At 64.9% G+C, this 17172-nt stretch carries 13 protein-coding genes and 1 pseudogene; 1 reads left to right on the forward strand and 13 read right to left on the reverse strand.

The genetic code is table 11. The features are described 5' to 3' along the window. On the reverse strand, nt 1-918 hold a 918-nt coding region (locus HMPREF3227_RS06565), incomplete at its 3' end, for an alpha/beta hydrolase (RefSeq protein WP_066511430.1). A 25-nt stretch (nt 919-943) separates the two neighbouring features. Here HMPREF3227_RS06565 and HMPREF3227_RS06570 point away from each other — a divergent pair. Next, a complete protein-coding gene (locus HMPREF3227_RS06570; RefSeq protein ID WP_066511435.1) occupies nt 944-2272 on the forward strand; it encodes a M20 metallopeptidase family protein in 1329 nt (442 codons plus the stop codon). Here HMPREF3227_RS06570 and HMPREF3227_RS06575 read toward each other — a convergent pair. From HMPREF3227_RS06575 to HMPREF3227_RS06630, 12 genes and pseudogenes are all read right to left on the reverse strand, one after another. Continuing rightward, on the reverse strand, nt 2228-2593 hold the full coding sequence (locus HMPREF3227_RS06575) for a hypothetical protein (protein WP_066511438.1): 366 nt from the start codon (nt 2591-2593) through the stop codon (nt 2228-2230). The genes HMPREF3227_RS06570 and HMPREF3227_RS06575 overlap by 45 nt on opposite strands. Continuing rightward, nucleotides 2574-4357 (reverse strand): annotated as a pseudogene (locus HMPREF3227_RS06580) (BCCT family transporter). The gene HMPREF3227_RS06575 and the pseudogene HMPREF3227_RS06580 overlap by 20 nt, the downstream one beginning before the upstream one ends. A 357-nt stretch (nt 4358-4714) precedes the next feature. Further along, entirely contained in the window at nt 4715-6304 is a 1590-nt protein-coding gene (locus tag HMPREF3227_RS06585; RefSeq protein WP_066511441.1) for an FUSC family protein, read from the reverse strand. 1 nt (nt 6305) lies between these two features. Continuing rightward, on the reverse strand, nt 6306-7589 hold the full coding sequence (locus HMPREF3227_RS06590) for an ATP-binding cassette domain-containing protein (RefSeq protein WP_066511450.1): 1284 nt from the start codon (nt 7587-7589) through the stop codon (nt 6306-6308). Further along, on the reverse strand, nt 7586-8371 hold the full coding sequence (locus HMPREF3227_RS06595) for an ABC transporter permease (protein ID WP_066511454.1): 786 nt from the start codon (nt 8369-8371) through the stop codon (nt 7586-7588). The genes HMPREF3227_RS06590 and HMPREF3227_RS06595 overlap by 4 nt, the downstream gene beginning before the upstream one ends. Further along, a complete protein-coding gene (locus HMPREF3227_RS06600) occupies nt 8368-9273 on the reverse strand; it encodes an ABC transporter permease (protein ID WP_066511460.1) in 906 nt (301 codons plus the stop codon). Before HMPREF3227_RS06600 ends, HMPREF3227_RS06595 begins: the two co-directional genes overlap by 4 nt. After that, nucleotides 9270-10703 carry an ABC transporter substrate-binding protein gene (locus HMPREF3227_RS06605; RefSeq protein ID WP_066492443.1) on the reverse strand — a complete coding sequence of 478 codons (1434 nt, stop codon included), beginning with the start codon at nt 10701-10703 and terminating at the stop codon, nt 9270-9272. The genes HMPREF3227_RS06600 and HMPREF3227_RS06605 overlap by 4 nt, the downstream gene beginning before the upstream one ends. Before the next feature lie 11 nt (nt 10704-10714). After that, nucleotides 10715-11479 carry a GntR family transcriptional regulator gene (locus tag HMPREF3227_RS06610; RefSeq protein ID WP_066492442.1) on the reverse strand — a complete coding sequence of 255 codons (765 nt, stop codon included), beginning with the start codon at nt 11477-11479 and terminating at the stop codon, nt 10715-10717. 141 nt (nt 11480-11620) lie between these two features. Next, a complete protein-coding gene (locus HMPREF3227_RS06615; protein ID WP_066492441.1) occupies nt 11621-12610 on the reverse strand; it encodes an LLM class flavin-dependent oxidoreductase in 990 nt (329 codons plus the stop codon). Nucleotides 12611-12666: 56 nt separating this feature from the next. After that, complete coding sequence (gene brnQ, locus HMPREF3227_RS06620) at nt 12667-14037, reverse strand: branched-chain amino acid transport system II carrier protein (RefSeq protein ID WP_066492439.1); 1371 nt, start codon at nt 14035-14037, stop codon at nt 12667-12669. A 92-nt stretch (nt 14038-14129) separates the two neighbouring features. Further along, entirely contained in the window at nt 14130-15206 is a 1077-nt protein-coding gene (locus HMPREF3227_RS06625; RefSeq protein WP_066511466.1) for a MalY/PatB family protein, read from the reverse strand. 9 nt (nt 15207-15215) lie between these two features. Then, the gene (locus HMPREF3227_RS06630) at nt 15216-17078 is read right to left on the reverse strand and encodes an ABC transporter ATP-binding protein (RefSeq protein WP_066492435.1); all 1863 of its coding nucleotides are present in this window, start codon (nt 17076-17078) and stop codon (nt 15216-15218) included. Nucleotides 17079-17172: the final 94 nt, after the last annotated feature.

A 17172-nucleotide genomic window follows, 5' to 3' on the forward strand; every position in this document is an offset into this window, starting at 1 on the left:
GCCGCCAATCTGATCCGTGAGCGGCTTGCCAGCGTAGCCGCGCTGGTCGGCCTCGGTGACCTCGCCGGTTGCCGCGGAGAGGTAAATGCGCGTGCCGCGCAGGCCTTCCGGGTGCGAGGTGACGTCGTTGCGCTTCCAGTCGGACGCGTCCCACATGTTGGCGGTGCTGCCGCCGCCGTTGCCGACGGTAAGCTCCACGGTGCCGCGGCCCGTCGGGTCGAGTGTCGAGTAGCAGCCGGAGATGCCCGCGACGGCGTCGAAGAATCCCGGATTGTTATTGGCCATCATGACGGCGCCGGAGGCACCCATGGACAGGCCGATGGCGGCGCGCTTGCCGTTATTGGGGATTTCGCGGTCTACAAGCGGGGCGAGTTCCTTCGTGTAGAACGTCTCCCATTTCATGCGGCCGAGCTTGGGGTCATCGCGGCGCCAGTCCTGCCACATGGAGGAACGGCCTTGGTTGGGAATGATGACGGTGGCATCGGAGTCCGCGAAGACCTTCTGCGCAATGCCGCGTTTGATCCAACCGGAGGTCTCCGGCGAGTCGACGCCCTCGAAGAGGAAGACGACTGGGCCGGTGCCCACGAGGACGTCGGCCTCGATGACGCGGCCCATGGCCGGTGAGGCGATGTCCCAGCGCTCTTGGCGACCATCGACCTTGTGGCGGGTGATGGATGCGGAGGGGAGGGAGGTGATGGGGTGGGGATAGGCGGCATCGGAAGCAGCCCAAAGATCGGTGAGAAGCTTGGCGTTGGGCCCCAGCGCGCCGAGGAGCGTGGTGACGGCCTCGACGGTGACGCGGGAGGAGCCGTGGTTGGTGCTGGAGAGCTGGTGTGCCTCGGAGGAAAGGTCCTGGGCGTGGGCCGCCGGGGCGGCGAGGGTAAGGGTAGCGGCGAGAGCAAGAGGGAGAATTCGCATGCGCGTTACCTTACAATAGGCGGGCATGACTACACCCCACATTGGCCAGCAGCTCCCGCCGCTTCCGGCGCCGGGCGCGACCTTGCAGGGCGAGCCTGCCGTCGACGTCCTGCGCAGCGAAGCTAAGGAATTATTGAGTAACCTGCAGGTTATTCGGCGCGACCTGCACGAAAACCCTGAGATTGGAAATCAGCTTCCGCGTACGCAACGTCGCGTGCTCGAGGAGCTCGAAGGTCTGCCGCTGGAGGTGTCGACCGGCCTGGCCGTGTCCTCGGTCGTCGCGGTGCTGCGCGGGGGTAAGAGGGGCGACCATCCGGTCTCGGTGTTGCTGCGCGCAGACATGGACGCGCTCGAGGTGGGGGAGCGCTCTGGCAGCCCCTTTGCTTCGACGAATGGCTACATGCATGCGTGCGGCCACGACCTACACACGTCGGCGCTCATTGGCGCGGCGCGCATGCTCTGCGCGCACCGGGAAGAGCTCGAGGGCGACATTATTTTCATGTTCCAACCGGGCGAGGAAGGCCCGGGCGGCGCGAAGCCGATGATTGAGGAAGGCGTGCTTGACGCGGCGGGGCGCCGTCCGATTGCGGCGTATGGTTTGCACGTCGGCCCGCAGGACTTTGGCACGTTCAACCACGCACCGGGGCCGCTCATGGCATCCTCGTCGAACCTTCGCATTACGGTGCTGGGCAAGGGTGGCCACGGCTCGCGCCCGCACGACGCGGTGGATCCCGTGCTGGCGCTGGCGGAGATTCAGCTCGCGCTGCAGTCCGCGGTCACGCGCCGCTTTGACGCGCTCAATCCGGTGGTCATCACCGTGACCAACCTCTGGGCGGGCGACGGCGCGATTAATGCCATCCCGGAGCGCGCGGGCTGCTCGGCCACGGTGCGTGTGCTTGACGATGCCGCCATTGAACGGGTCCGCCAAGTCATCACCGAGGTCACCACCAATGTCGCAGCGGCGCACCGCTGCTCTGTGGAGACCGAGTTCGAGGTGCTCTACCCGTCCACGAAGACGAATGCGCGCGAGGACGCGTTTGCCGCGGGCGTGTGGGCTCGCCAGTTCGGGCAGGAACGCGTGGTGCGCATGCGCACGCCGATGATGGCCAGCGAGGACTTTGGCGTCGTGCTTCAGCAGGTACCGGGCACGTTCGCGTGGCTGGGCACGGTTGACCCGAGCCTGCCGGAGCAAAAGCGCGAGTGGAATCACTCGCCGCTCGCGCGCTTTGATGATCGCGTGCTCGGCGATCAGGCGGCGGCGCTGGCTGCGGTGGCGGTGGAGCGACTGCATGCGGCGCAGTCGCACCCGTCACCGACGATTCATGCGGCGCGCCAGGCTGCCCACCAGGTATAGGACCACCGCGGCCGCGATGAGCACAAGGGTTTGGGGAAGCCAGTAGAGGGGGTAGTACTGCGCTGCATACCCGGCTGCCGTGGGATCGTCGAAGAGACGGTAGGCAAGAACGGGAATCCACCACAGGCGGTGGAGTGCTAGGAGGACGCCGGGGATGAGCAGCCAGCGGAAGCGCCAGCCTGCGATTGCGATGAGCACGAGGCCGACGACGGCGAGCAGCGAGAACGGCCCGCCCTCGGTGAGGAAGATATGGTCGATCTGGTGCTGCTCGGCAAGCGAGTAGCCGTCAAGAACGACCTCACTAGGAATTCTTGTAGCCATCGGCCCATTCTCCTGTCTCGAAATCGTAGTCGACGTTCTCGCCGTCTTCGTCCGTGCGCTGGTACCACTCGGTGTAGCGGTCCGCGGAGGAATCGAAGTCGGAGCCAGCGCCGCGGCCCTCTTCCGCATGCTCGACGGAAATCTCGAAGTCGTCTCCGTGTTCTTCGATGCCGCGGACGATGGCGTTCTCGACGGCGGTGCGCGCGTAGGCGCGGCGGATAAACATCGGGTCGGAGTGCAGGTCCTTGATGAACGCGACCATCATGACGAGCAGGACAACGCTAAACGGCAGGGCCGCGAGGATGGTGAGGTTCTGCAGTCCGGAGAGGACCTCCTCGCCGCCGGTGAGCAGCATGACGACCGCGATGCCCATCATGGACAGACCCCAGAAGACGACGACGAACTTATTGGGGTCGGGTCGCCCTTGGAGGACATGGTGCCCATGATGACGGAGGCGGAGTCCGCCGAGGTCACGAAGAAGACCGCGAGGACGAAGAGCAGCAGGAACGGCGTGATGGTACCCAGCGGCAGATCCTGGAACATGGCGAAGAGCACCTGTTCGTTGGATGCGGAGCCATCGAAGCCCTCGAGACCCTTCTGGTTGAAGCTAATCGCGGTGCCGCCAAAGACGGTGAATGCGAGAATGAGGATGGCCGTGGGCGCGAAGACCGTGATGAGGGTGAATTCGCGCAGGGTGCGGCCGCGGGAGATGTGGGCGACGAACATGCCCACGAACGGGGTCCACGCAATCCACCATGCCCAGTAGAACGCCGTCCAATAGGACTGGAACTCGATGGTCTCATCACCCCAGGACAGGCCCTTGGCCATCATGGGCAAAAGCTGGTCGAGGTAGGTGATAATGCCCGACGGGATGAGGTTGAGCAGCAGCAGCGTGGGGCCCACGATAAAGACGAAGATGACGAAGCCGAGCGTGAGCGTGATGTTGATATTCGACAGGTAGCGCACGCCGCGCGAGACGCCGGAGACCGCGGACAGGATAAACGCGCAGCCGAGGATGCCGATGATCACGAGCAGGCCCGCGTTCGCCACCGGGTGGCCGGAGATGATGGTTACGCCCTCGCCAATTTGGATGGCGGAGACACCCAGCGTTGCGGCGGTGCCGAAGAGGGTCGCGATGAGCGCGAGGGCATCGATAAGCTTGCCCAGCGGGCCGTCCGTGTCGCGGGAACCGAAGAGCGGCTTGAAGATGGAGGACACGAGCGGGACGCGGCCGCGGCGGTAAGACGAGTACGCGATGGCGCCGCCCACGAGGGCATAGGCCGCCCATGGGGAGATGCCCCAGTGGTAGTTGGCTTGCGCCATGGCCTGGTGGAGGGCCTCGACCGAATTGCCGTCCACGGTGTGCGGCGGCGGGGTGAGGTAGTGCGCCAGCGGCTCAGACGGGCCGTAGAAGAAGATACCGACGCCGATGCCAGCGCCGAACATCATGGCGATCCAGCTAAAGCGGCCGAACTCGGGTTCTTCGTCATCTGTGCCGAGCTTGATGCGGCCCAAGCGCGAGAAGCCGACGTAGGCCATGACGAAGATCGCGAGGATCATCGTGATGTTGAGCAGCCAGCCAGCGTTCGTAATCGCCCACGAGAACGCGGCTGAGGAGACATTGGCCACGGAGTCAGGCCAGATGACGCCCCAGATAATGAAGGCGATGATGAAGGCGGCCGTGGTGAAGAAGAGCGGCTTGTCGAGCCCGAAGCGGTTGCGCTGGTCATCGACGGAAATGCCCGGGACGAGGCCCGGGTGCATGTCGTGGGGATACAAGCCGACCGCGGTCTCCTTATCCGCGGGGTTGAGTGAAGAGTGGTAGGGATCCGCGGTTGTCACGGGAAATCCTTAAAGTAGACAGTGTCGCCAATTATCCCTGTGCGGCGCGAAAATTGCTACTATGTGGCTAATCTAGACCGGTAGGTGATACGCATGCATGTACCTGATTTTGATGAGGCCCTAGTGGAACTCGACGTCTTTGAGCGCGTCGAGGAGCATGTCCTCAACCCTGCCGTCCTGCTCGACATTTACTCCTCATAAGGTGTTGTAGCGCGCTCTTTCCGCCCGACGAGGTCGCGCCTGTCGAGTCGCACCTGGGTGAGGGCCGCGGCTACGAGGTTATCCAGACTTTTCTACTGCGCTAACGAGTTCGCGCAGCTCCGGCTCGGTGGGCCGGCGGTCCGGGTGAAGTGAGCAGAAGTCGAGCAGGTGATAGCCCGCGCGGCGCAGCCGCTGGTGGCGCTCCCAGAAAAGCTCACCGTGTCCATTGGCGGCGAGCGAAAGAATGGCACGGCGCTCGGAGAGCAGCTCATACTGGAGATCGCGGCGGGTGGTGAGCGCTGCGTCCGGGGTGGTGGTGAGCAACGAGCCGAGCAGCGTGGACATCGCCTGGACGCAGCGTGCCTGAAGACGCTGTTGATCCTGGGCCGCCGCACGGGGACGCCACAGCCACAGCACGGCGAGCGCGAGCGAGACGGACAAGGCAATCTCGGCGAGACGCGCCTCAATCGCCGCGAAATTCGAGTTGCCCATGAGAAGCGCCAGCGGCGTGGAGAATATGACGCAGATCGCGTAATTGCGCACGACGAAGGTTTCCGCCGCGTACTGGCAGGCCGCGAGCGCGAGCAACAGCGTCCACCCGGAGACGCCGAAATAGTGGAACGCCGCGAAGAGACACACGCCCAGGCACGAACCGAGCATGCGCTGCACGCCGCGAATGGTGCCGGGCACGCGGTCGGGACCCCATTGGAGGACGAGGAGCACGGAGACCGCTCCCCAGTCCGGGCGGTTGAGCCCAAGTGCGAGCCCAATGAGCACGGTGAGCAGACCGCCCCCGAGGACGCGCTGCGCCGCCAAGGACGGGTGCGAATTGCGCGTCGCCGAACGGTAGAGACGGTAGCGCGCGGTCGGGTTCGTGTGCGGAATGACGGTGCGGGAAGGATCGATATCCGCGGGTTCATCCGAGAGCAGCGCCGAATCCACGTGTTGGGCGGCGACGGCGCGTTGGGCGGCAAGCGTGCGGTCCACGAGGTCGCGCTGTGCGGGCTGGAGGATGCGGCCGCCGCGGATAATGGCGGCATCGGAAAGCGCTTGCCACGCGGAGACCAACGCGGTCTGCGCCTGGTGATGGTGGGCAAGCGTGGGCTCTTCTACGAAGGCGCGCGCGGCCTGTTCGACGCCGAGGACGCGGCGCTTCTCCGGCCCATGCGCGTCGAGGGCTGCGGGCAGCATGCCAAGGATGATGCCGGTGAGCGAACCGACCGCGCACCAGAGGCCGACTTCCCAGGCAGGCACTCCAGTGATCATGGTCGAGCCGCCGCCGACCATGACGATGAAGAAACAGCCCGGCGGCGGCAGGCGCAAGGCGTTTTGTACGAAGGTGCCCAGGACGCCGAGAGCTACCGCATAGAGACCGCCAGCGAGAAGGCCGTCGACGAGCACGCCGCCTACCGATGCCCCCAAGAGCAACAGCGCCGCAGTCGCCATCACCCGCAGGCGCGTGCGGTAGGGATGGCCCTCGCCGTAGATGACCGCGAACGCGCCGGCGGAGATGAGCAGGACCGCATGGTCATAGCCCAGGAGCAGCGCAATGGAGCCGGGGATGAGGATGGCGAGTGCTGCGCGCAGCGCGCCGGGCCAGCGGCGAACCTTCGAGTTGTAGGCGGTGAGTAACTGGAGGGGACTGGGTCTTTGGGGTAGCGCTTCCACGTCAGGGTAGCTTAGCCGCCGCGAGCAAACGCTGCGTATACGGGTGCTGGGGGTGCTCCCAGATCTCGTCGACAGGGCCGTGCTCGACAATCCGGCCCTCGTGGACAACGGCGACCGACGAACAGATCTCTTTGACGACGCCCAGATCGTGTGTGACGAAGACGAGCGTGAGCCCGTATTCGTCGACGAGCCGGTCGAGGAGCTCGAGGATCTGCCGGCGTACCGTGACGTCGAGAGCGGAGACCGCCTCGTCCGCGAGCAGGATATCCGGGCGGCCGACGAGGGCGCGCGCGATGGAGATGCGCTGGCGCTGGCCGCCGGAGAACTCGTGCGGGTACTTCTTCGCGTCTGAAGGTTGGAGGCCGACGTCCACGAGAGCCTGCGCCACGTCCGGACCGGCCTCCTTGATCGACCGGCCGACCCGCAGCCGCGGGTTGAGCGAGCCCCGCGGGTCCTGGAAGACCATCTGGATTTTCCCGTGGACCTCGATCGTGCCTGACGCTGGCTTGAGCAGCCCCGTGAGCATCTTCAACAAGGTTGTCTTACCGGAGCCGGAGCCGCCCACAACGGCGAGCCGCTCGCCGCGCGCCACCGTGAGATCGACGTGCTCGAGCCCATAGGGCGCGGCGGCGTGGACCTCGATAATGGGCTCGCCGGTCCTAGCCGGCGATGGGGTAATCGGCTGCGGCACGAGGCTGCGGCCATACTCGGACTCGAGTGACTCAAAGTGGCCCGCCTTGAGCAACAGCCGGCGCGTCGTCATGCGGTCGATGACCCGCAGGTCGTGCGAGATGAAAAGTAGCGCGAAGCCACGTTCATCCGCGAGCCGCTCGATCAAAGCGAGCACGCCTGCCTGCGTCGTCGCGTCGAGCGCCGTCGTGGGCTCGTCACAGATGAGCAGATCCGGATTCTGCGCGAGCGCCATGGCGATGAGCACGCGCTGGCGCTGTCCGCCGGAGAGCTCATGCGGATACCGCTTCGCCACAGCAGGGTCGAGGTCCACGTCCTTGAGGGACTCCGGCGTCGCGCCGGCATAGTGCAGCTGGCGCGAAATCTTCATCAACGGGTCCAACGCGGAGAGCGGCTCCTGAAAGACCATGGCGGCTTTTCCATCGAGCTCCACATCACCGGAATGCGCAACGAGCCCCATGATGGACAGAGCCGTCTGCGACTTGCCCGAACCAGACTCGCCGATGAGGCCCACTCTTTCGCCGCGGCCGACCTCGAAAGTGAGGCCGTGGAGGATCCCCGGAATCGTGAGGTTGCGTACTTCCAGAACGTTCATTGATCCTCCGGATCCAGTAGGTCGCGCAGGCCATCGCCCAGCAGGTTAAAGCCCAAGACGGTGAGCGCGATGGCCAGGCCCGGCCAGAGTGCGAGCAGCGGCTGCGTGCCGAGCATGGTCTGTGCGTCGTGGAGCATGCGGCCCCAGGAGGCGGCCGGGGGAGCGGTGCCCAGGCCCAGGTAGCTCAGGCCAGCCTCGGCGAGGATGGCGAGCGCGCAGTAGACGGAGGCCTGCACGACGATGAGGCTCACGATATTGGGAAGCACGTGGCGCACCGCGATGACCGGCTTGGATACGCCCGAAATCCGCGCGGCCGCGATGAAGTCCTGGTGCATGACCTGCAGCGTGCCTGCCCGGGCGACGCGGATAAACGACGGAATGCCTGCGATGCCGATGGCAATCATCGCCGTGAGCGTCGACGGCCCCCACACCGCGCCCGCGATAATCGCGAGCAGCAGCGCCGGGAACGCGAGGAGCAGGTCCGCGCCCCTCATGATGAGCGGGAAGCCCATGCCCGCCGCGATGCCCAGCGGCACGCCGATGACTGCCGCGATGAGCACCGCGACGATGGCAACAGACAGCGTAATCTGCGCGCCGGACATAAGGCGCGAGAGCTCGTCGCGGCCAAAGCGGTCGGTGCCGAGAAGATGCTCCGCCGACGGCGAGGCCGCAAGCTGGTTCGAGACTTGGAACGGGTCACACGGCGTCCAGAAAAACGCGACCACGGTCGTGAGCACCGTGAGCGCGACGAGGATCGCGCCAATCCACCCTGTGCGACTCATGCGCGCGCTCCAATCCGGGGGTCGATGACGCGGTACACTACGTCCGTGAACAGGTTGACCGTGAGCGTAAACGCCACGAGCAGCATGACGAGCGTCTGTACCGTCGTGAGGTCGCGCACCGCGACCGCGTCAAGGAGCATGGAGCCCAGCCCTGGGATGACGAAGACGGATTCGATGACTACCGCGCCGATGACCAGCGTGGTGAGCTGCAGCCCCGCGACGGTCAGCACCGGCAGCGCGGCGTTGCGCAGCCCGTGCCGCAGCAATGCCTGGCTTTCCGATGCCCCCAGCGAGCGCGCCGTGCGCATATAGTCCCGGTGGAGCTGCTCCCGCACGGCGCTGCGCACGTAACGGGTGAGCATCGCGCCTTGGACGAGCGCCAGGGAGATGACGGGCAAGACGAGATAGCGCGGCGAGACCGGCACGACCCAGCCGTTGGCGGGCAACCAGCCGAGTTTTACGGCGAAGACGGCAACGAGGAGGATACCGACGAGGAAGCTCGGCACGGCGATGCCCAGCTGCGTGAGCGCCGACACGGCCGTCGAGTCGCGTCGAGCCAGGAAGATGCCGGCGGGGATGGCGCCGAGGAGGGCGAGCGCCATTGCGGCGAGGACGAGGATGAGCGAGACCTGAGCGCGGTCGAGGACGAGCGGCGTGATGTCCTGGCCGGAGCTCAAGGACGTGCCGAAGGCGCCGGTGAACAGTCCGGAAAGCCATTCCCAGTACTGCGTGAGCAGCGGGCGGTCCAGGCCGAGCTCATGTGTTAGCGCGGCGACAGACTCGTCGTCCGCGTTGACGCCGAGGACGACACGTGCCGGGTTGCCGGGGACAGCGCGCATGAGAGCGAAGATGATGACGGAGGCGGCGAAGAGCGTGCCGAGGTAGCGAGCGAGGATTTTCACTGGGTGATCTCCTTCAAACGAATGCCGTCCGTGACCTGGTTGGCGTCGACGCCCGTGACGCCGTGGGAGAGCACGATATTGGGCATATTCGCGACGGTGAGCGCGCCGGCGTCGTCCATGATCTGGTCGACGGCGTCGTGCATGAGCTCCGGGTCCTTGGCGTCGGCCTCGGCGAAGAGCTCGCGGGTGTGCGCGTTGTCGTAGCCCAGGTAGTAGTCCGGGCTGCCGAAGAGCGTGGTGATATCGCGCGGCTCGACGTGCGCGACGATGGACATCTGGTAGTCCTTGGCACCCATGACTTGGCCGAGCCACAGTGCAGGGAACTCCGCGGACTCAAGCGTGACATCGAAACCGATATCCGTGAGCTGCGAGTAGAGCAGCTCGCCTAGCGTCTGCGCGTAGGGCAGCGTGGGCACCGTGATGGTCAATGGGGTACCCTCCGCGCCAGCGGAGGCCATGAGTTCCTTGGCCTTCTCCGGGTCGTACGGGTAGTAGTTTTTCCCGGTAAACCATGGGTCCGCGGGGGCTACGGGGGCGCCGCCGGTGTCGGTCGCCATGCCGTCGAAGAGGATGCGGTTGGCGAGCTCGCGGTCGACACCGTAGGCGACGGCCCGGCGCACGGTCACGTCGTCGAAGGGCGCGGTCTGGTTGTTCATGGAGACGAGCACCTCGCCGTTCGTGGCACCCACCTGGACCTCGTAGTCCTCCGGCAAGTTGGCGAGGAGCTCCGGATTCTGGACGGCCCACACGATGTCGACGCTGCCGGATTGCAAAGCGTTGACGGACGAGACGATATCCGGGAAGTAGCGGATCTGGACGTCCTCGTGCGCGGACTCGCCCCAATAGTCGCGGTTGACGGCGAGGTCGACGTACTCGCCAGGGGAGAAGGCGCGCACCGTATACGGTCCGGTGCCGATGGTCTCGCCGGACGGATGGAGCATGGCGCCGACGGTCGTGCCGAGCTTCCACAAGAAAGACTCCGAGGGCGCGTCCAGGCTGATCTTTAACGTGTGCTCGTCCACGGCGCGCGCGTGCGCGGCGGCGAGCTGCTTGCCCAGGGCGTTCGTCCACTCATGCGTATGATTAATCGCCCACGCGGCGGTCTCTGCAGAAAAAGCGTCGCCGTTACTGAAGGTGGCTTCGCGCAGGTGGAAGGTGTACTCCGTACCGTCGATATCCCAGGACTCGGCGAGGCCCGGCTGGATGGAGCCGTCGTCCGCGATGGTCACGAGGGTCTCGTAGACGTTGCCCATGAGCGCGGCCGGAATGGCGGCGCCGCCGGTCGTCGTGAAGTCGAGCGAGGTCGCCGCGGCCGTGGTGGCGAGGACCACGGAGGGAGTATCGGTCGCCTCGACGACGGCGGTGTGCCCGGCGGAACAGCCCGCGAGTGTGAACGCGAGCGCCACCGCCCCGAGAGAGGGTAGTTTCATACCCGATTAAGTTACTCGGTGGGTGATTGGAGAGTGAAGCGCAGGGGGGATCCGGCGCCGCGGATGGCGTTCATCTGCATCTGCATACGGTCAGCGGGGAAGACGTAAACGCCGTACTCGATGGGGTCGCCGTTGTGATTGTGGAGGCGATTGGTCACCTCGAAGACCGGGAAGCCCTCCTCAATGCCGAGCGTTTCCGCCTCCTCCGGAGTCGCGGGGCGGGCGCGCAGCTGACGCGAAAGATTGTCGACCTCGACGCCAGCGCGGGCGAGGACGGCATGCAGTGACGGCTCTGATTCATCGAAGTCGAGGATGTGGCGTCCCACCTCGAGCGGGAAGTATTCCTCCTGGATGAGGCGCGTCTGCCCCGCGCGTTGACGAGTGCGGTGGATATAGACGATGGGGTCGCCCTCTTTGACACCAAGGGCCTCGGCCACCTCGCGGGGCGCCGGGCGGCGGGCGAGCCAGTGAATCTTCTGCTCGAGCGTGAATCCAGCTTCCTTGTAGCGCTGCGCCGCGGAGTAGGAGGCCTCGAAAGACTCGGAGCTGAAGTTGCCCAGCACGACGGAACGGCGGCCGCGGCCCGAGGAGATGGTTCCCTCGGAACGCAGCTCGGCCATCGCCTGACGCACGGGGCCGCGCGAGGTCTGGAACTGCTCGCACAATTCCGCCTCGCTGGGAAGGACATCGCCTACACCGAGGCGACCAGAAGAAATTTCACCGCGCAGGAAGCTTGCGATCTTTTGGTACTGCTGCGGTTCGCGCCGACCAGGCATGGTGGTCTCTCCCCTGAATAGAATAGAAATGACCCACGTGGAACAGTGAAAGGTCGCTTAGATATTACATCGTGACGCATCAATGAATGAAGTCAGTTTGCATATTTTTGCGCATATTATTCACCCAGGTGCGGTAGAGCACTACGTGAGGTCCCAGGCCTCCGCGAGGAGCTCCATGTTGTGGAGCACGCTGTCATGCGTCGTGGACTGGAGCGAAATCATGAGTTCGTCGGCGCCCACGGACTGCTGGAACTGCTCGAGGTAGTCGCGCACCTCGTCCTTGGTGCCCACGGCGGAGTACTTGAGCATCTCGAGGATCTGCTGGCCCTGGTAGGACGCCACGATCTGCTCGACCTGTTGGTCAGTGAGGTACTTCCCGCGGCCCGCGAAGGCCTTGACACGGTTGAAGCAGACCTTCTCCCATTCTTCCTGGGCGGCCTCGTCCGAGTCCGCGGCAAGCACGTTGACGGCGGCGATGAGGTACGGCTCCGGGTACTGCTCGGACGGCTCGTAGTTGTCCTTGTAATACTTCGTCGCGGTCTGGAGGTGCTGGGGTGCGAAGTGGGAGGCGAAAGCGTAGGGCAGGCCCAGCTTCGCGGCGAGCGAGGCGCCGTACATGGACGACCCCAGGATGTAGATCGGGATACTGGTGTTCTCGCCAGGGATGGCGCGCACACCCGGGATGATCGACTTACCGGTGAGGTAGCCGTTTAATTCCTTGATGTCCTCAGGGAAGCGCTCGGCGGAGTGCGAGTCGCGGCGCAGTGCGCGGCCCAAGGTCTGCATGTCAGTGCCCGGTGCGCGGCCCAGGCCTAAGTCGATGCGGTTGGGGTGCAGCTCGGCGAGTGTGCCAAACTGCTCGGCGACGACGTAGGGGGAGTGGTTGGGCAGCATAACGCCGCCAGAACCCAGGCGGATGGACTGGGTGTTGGCGGCGATGTGTGCAATCAGCACGGCGGGGCTGGAAGAGGTGATGGTGGGCATGTTGTGGTGCTCCGTGTACCACATGCGCTTAAATCCGAACTTCTCTGCGTGCTGGGCAAGCTCCACGGAGCGGGCCATGGCCTGGCCGTAGGTTTCCCCTTCGTAGACGGTGCAGAAGTCGAGGACTGAGAGTGCGGCGCGGGTCATGGATTCTCCTTGAAAGTAAACAGCGTACTTACTAGAAAACCCTATCCGCGTCACGTTTATTCCGGTACCGTCACGGGCTCACCCTGCAACACGGCGGCGTCTTTGGCGCGGCCGCGGCGGGTGGCGAAGTCGAGGAGCAGGCCCACGATGAAGGCGAGGACGGTCGGCACGATCCAGCCCAGCTGAGCGTCCTGGCCCGGTGACAGCGCGAGCATGTCAGGGAAGATGCCCAGCTGGCTCAGTGCGGACCACAGGACGGACATCCACAATGCGAGACGGTAGCCCCAGTAGAAGATGACCTGCTTCTTCACCAGCGGCTGGACCATGGTGAGTGCGATGAGCGTGATCGCCGGCGGGTAGAGGAAGACGATGAACGGCACGGCGATGGAGAGCACCGTCTCCAGGCCCTGGAACGCGAAGAGGATGGACAGTGCGGTGAAGATGATGGCCCACAGGTGGTACGTCGTCTTCGGCACGAGGGCGGAGAAGAACTCCGAGGTCGAGGTGATAAGTCCCACGGCAGTGGTCATGCAGGCGAGCAGGACGATGGCGGAGAAGACGACCTGGCCGGCGGTGCCCATTGTGGAGTTGGCGGCATCGGCAAGCAACTGTGAACCGGACTCATAGGACTGGCCGTTGGGCATGGTCTGCGCGATGTAGCCCAGGCCCAGGTAGATGGCGGCGAGCAGGACGCCCGCGATGGCGGCGGAGACGACCGTCGCCTTGATGACCGGGGCACCGGCTTTGAAACCCTTGCCGCGCAGCGCGGAGACGATGACGATGGAGAACGCGAGGCCCGCGATGGCGTCCATCGTGTTGTAGCCCTCGAACAGGCCGGTGGCGAAGGCGCCGGAGGCATAGTCCTCAGTGGGCGTGCCAGGGTTGCGCGGATTGGCGAAGGCGGCCAGCGCGATCAGCACGACGAGCAGCGTCACCAGCGCCGGGGTGAGGAAGCGGCCCAGAGTGTCCATGATGGAGTTGGCCTTCCATGACAGCGCGAGTGCGATGAGGAAGAAGATGGCGTTGAAGATGCCGTTGGCGGCGGTGCCTTCCCAGCCCGTCATGGGAGTAATCGCCAGTTCCATGGACACAGCGCCGGTACGCGGCAGGGCATAGAACGCGCCGATGGCCAGGTACGCCATGGCGGAGAAGACGATGCCGAAGAGCCAGCCGCCGTGGTTGGCGATATCGCGCACGGAGCGACCGGTGATCGCGACGGCGACGACGGCGAGGACTGGCAGGAGCACGCCCGCGGTGAGGAAGCCCAGGATGGCGGGCCAGAAGTTGGTGCCGGAGCTAACCCCCACCATGGGCGGGAAGATGAGGTTGCCCGCACCGAAGAACATGGAAAAGAGCATGAGGGAGGCGACCACGACGGTCATCGCGCTCGGTGTTTGGGGAGATCCTGAGGAGACAGGTGAAGCCATGGAATTGGGGATCCTTTCGCGGCTTGAATACTTATCGACTACTCAACAGAGTAGCGATCCTCAGTATGGAAACACAATCCCATCATGTGAGACTACAGTGCGGTCGTGATCCTTTCGACCGCCTCACGGAGGATCTCCGGGGAGGTCGCAAAGTTGAGGCGGGCGTGCCCCGGGGCCGCGAAGGTCACGCCTTCGTTGACAGCGACCTTCGCGTGCGCGCGCAGCCATGCCGCAGGCTTCTCGCCGAGCTGGGGGAGCGTGAGCCACATGAGGTACGTCGCCGCGGGGCGCGTGGACTCGATACCGGCCTTGGCGAAGGCGTCAGCGGCGAAGTCGCGGTTCTGCTTAAGGATGGCGAGCTGCTCGTCCAGGTACGGGTCGCCGTCACGGTAGGCGGCCTCGGCAGCGAGCACACCGAGCGTGCCCGTGCCGTCCTTGGCCACGCTGGTGAGAGAACGCCACGTCTTCACGTCGTCTGCGTTGGCGAAGATCATCTGCGCGCACTTGAGACCCGCCACGTTAAACGCCTTGGAGGTCGCCGTCACGGTGATGACGCGGTCCGAGAGCGAGGCGAGCGGGATGTGCGTGCCTTCGTAGACAATGCCCGCGTGGATTTCGTCCGCGAGGATGCGGGCGCCGTATTTATCGGCGATGTTCACCAGTCGTGTGAGCCAGTCTTTTTCAAACGCGATGCCGAGCGGGTTGAATGGCGTGGACAGCACGATGGAGCCGGCGCCCTTCGCGAACGCAGCCTCGATCTCATCCAGGTCCAGCGAGGTCTCGATCTTCTCGCGGCCGGCGGTCTCCGGCAGCTCGAGCAGCGGCGGGTAGCTGGGCACCGGCACGACGACGGGGGAGCCGGGCGTGGTGAAGTACTGGACGCCGAGCAGCATGCCGCGCACGACGTCGCCGATGGTGAAGATGTAGTCCGGGTTCGGCTCCCACCCGAAGCGACGGTTGTAGAAGCCGGCGAGTTCCTCCGGCAACGTCGACGTGCCCGGCGTGTAGCCGAAGGACTCGTTCTTTACCGCGCGCTCGATCGCCTCCATGACCGGAGGGGCGGTGGGGAAATCGGACTCCGCGATCCACAGGGGCAGGACGTCGTCTCCGTAGACGGTCCACTTGCGGGTGCCGCGGGCTTTCAGTTCTTCAAGGCTGGGAAACTGCATGCACCCAGACTACTCATCGTCCTCAGATCCTGGCTCAATAAATCCATAGCGCTTGAGCCGCTCGCGGTCCTCCTTCGCCGAGGACTGCGTGAGCGCGAGCAGCTCAGCATAAATGCCTCCCGATGCCGCCAGCTCCGCAGGCGTACCAATCTCCGCGACCCGCCCGTGGTCCAGCGTGATGATGGTATCGACGTCCGCGATGGTGGACAAGCGGTGGGCGATAATGAGCGTCGTGCGGTCCTTCATGAGCTCGTCGAGGCCCGCCTGCACGACGCGCTCGGACTTCGTGTCGAGCGCCGAGGTCGCCTCGTCGAGGACCAGGATGGGCGCGTCCTTGAGCATCGCGCGGGCCACGGAGACGCGCTGCTTCTGGCCGCCGGAGAGCTTGAGGCCGCGCTCGCCGATGATCGTGTCGTAGCCTTCCGGGAACGCCATGATGAAGTCGTGGGCGTTGGCGCGCCTGGCCACGTCGAGGATTTCCTCCTCGGTCGCGCCCGGCTTGCCGTACGCGATGTTCTCGCGAATCGTGCCGGAGAAGAGAAAGGGATCCTGGAAGACGACGCCCACGGAGGCGCGGATTTCCGCCGCGGTGAGGTCACGGACGTCGTGGCCGAGGATGTGCATGCTACCGGAGTTGGGGCGGTAGAGGCCCAGGAGCAGGTTGACGAGCGTCGACTTGCCGCCGCCGGACTCGCCCACGAGCGCTACCTTGTGGCCTTCCGGCGCGGTGAACGTGATGTCCGTGACGACGGGCTTGCCTTCTTCGTATTCGAAGCCGACGTGCTGGAAGTCGAAGACGGGCGCGCCGGGGGTGACGTCCAGCGGTTCTGCCGTATCCAGGTCCAAGGTCGGTTCGTCCGAAGCCTCGATCGCCTTGACGAGCGACGCATTCGCCGTGGGCTCGAGGTCCTCCTCCATGACTTTGTAGTAGTCTGCCGAGCCCGCGATGGCGCGCTGGCCGGTGTCGACGATCCAGGAAAGCATGGTCACCGGCTGCTTGGACATGGTCACCAGCTGCATGAGCATGACCATGTCACCCAGAGTGAAGTCACCGGAGAGCGTGCGCCAGAAGATGACACAGTGAATGCCAAAGAACGCCGCCGCCATCGCGAGCTGACGCGCGGTGTCCATGGAATGCCACCAGTTCGACTGCGGCTTCGTCGTATCCACGATCCCGCGGTAGTGGTGCGCAAAGGAAGCGAGCTCGCGCGTCTCCGCCACGAAGGACTTGGTCACCTTCACCTGGCCGATGACCTCGGAGAAACGCCCGTTGGCCACGTCGATGTGCTCGTTCTTGACCTTCTCGAACTTCTGCCAGCGCTTGGAGGTAAGCGCCGTGAGCCAGAAATACAGCGGGAACAAGATGAGCAGCAGGATGGTGAGCGGCCAGTAGTAGAACGCCGTGATGACGAGCACCGCGACGATCTGCAGGATCATCGAGAAGAAGTTATTGCTAAACGACTGCAGGAACTGCGTGATGTTCATGATCGAGCGGTCGAGCCGTGCGATGATCGTGCCTGTCACCTGGTTGTCGTAATAACCCTGCGGCAGTGCGAGCAACTTTGCGAAGTAGCGCGTGGAGAGCACCTGACGCAGCCGCGCGACCATGACATCGCCGAAGTAGCCGCCGATATTGGCGACGATGCCTCTAGCGGCATCGGCAGCAAACAAAGCAACCGCAAGCCAGAGCACGGTGCGCAGCGCGCCCGTGGACGAGCCGCTCACGGCGTCGACAATCGTGTTGGTCGCCTCGCGGATAATGAACGGGGAAATAAGCGTCAGCACCGCGCCGGCCACGGCGGTGAGGAAAATTGCAAGATAATACGGCCACAGCGCAGCGGCGCCGCGCACGATACGAACGAGAGGTTTCATCAACCGGCTACTATGCCACCGCACGCGCGCGGTTGCACCTTGCCGTTACCTAAGATGGCCGGTGCGTCGGTTAAGGTAGAAGCACACTCATCGA

The sequence above is a fragment of the Corynebacterium sp. CMW7794 genome (assembly GCF_001563605.1).
GTDB classification, from domain to species: Bacteria; Actinomycetota; Actinomycetes; order Mycobacteriales; family Mycobacteriaceae; genus Corynebacterium; species Corynebacterium phoceense.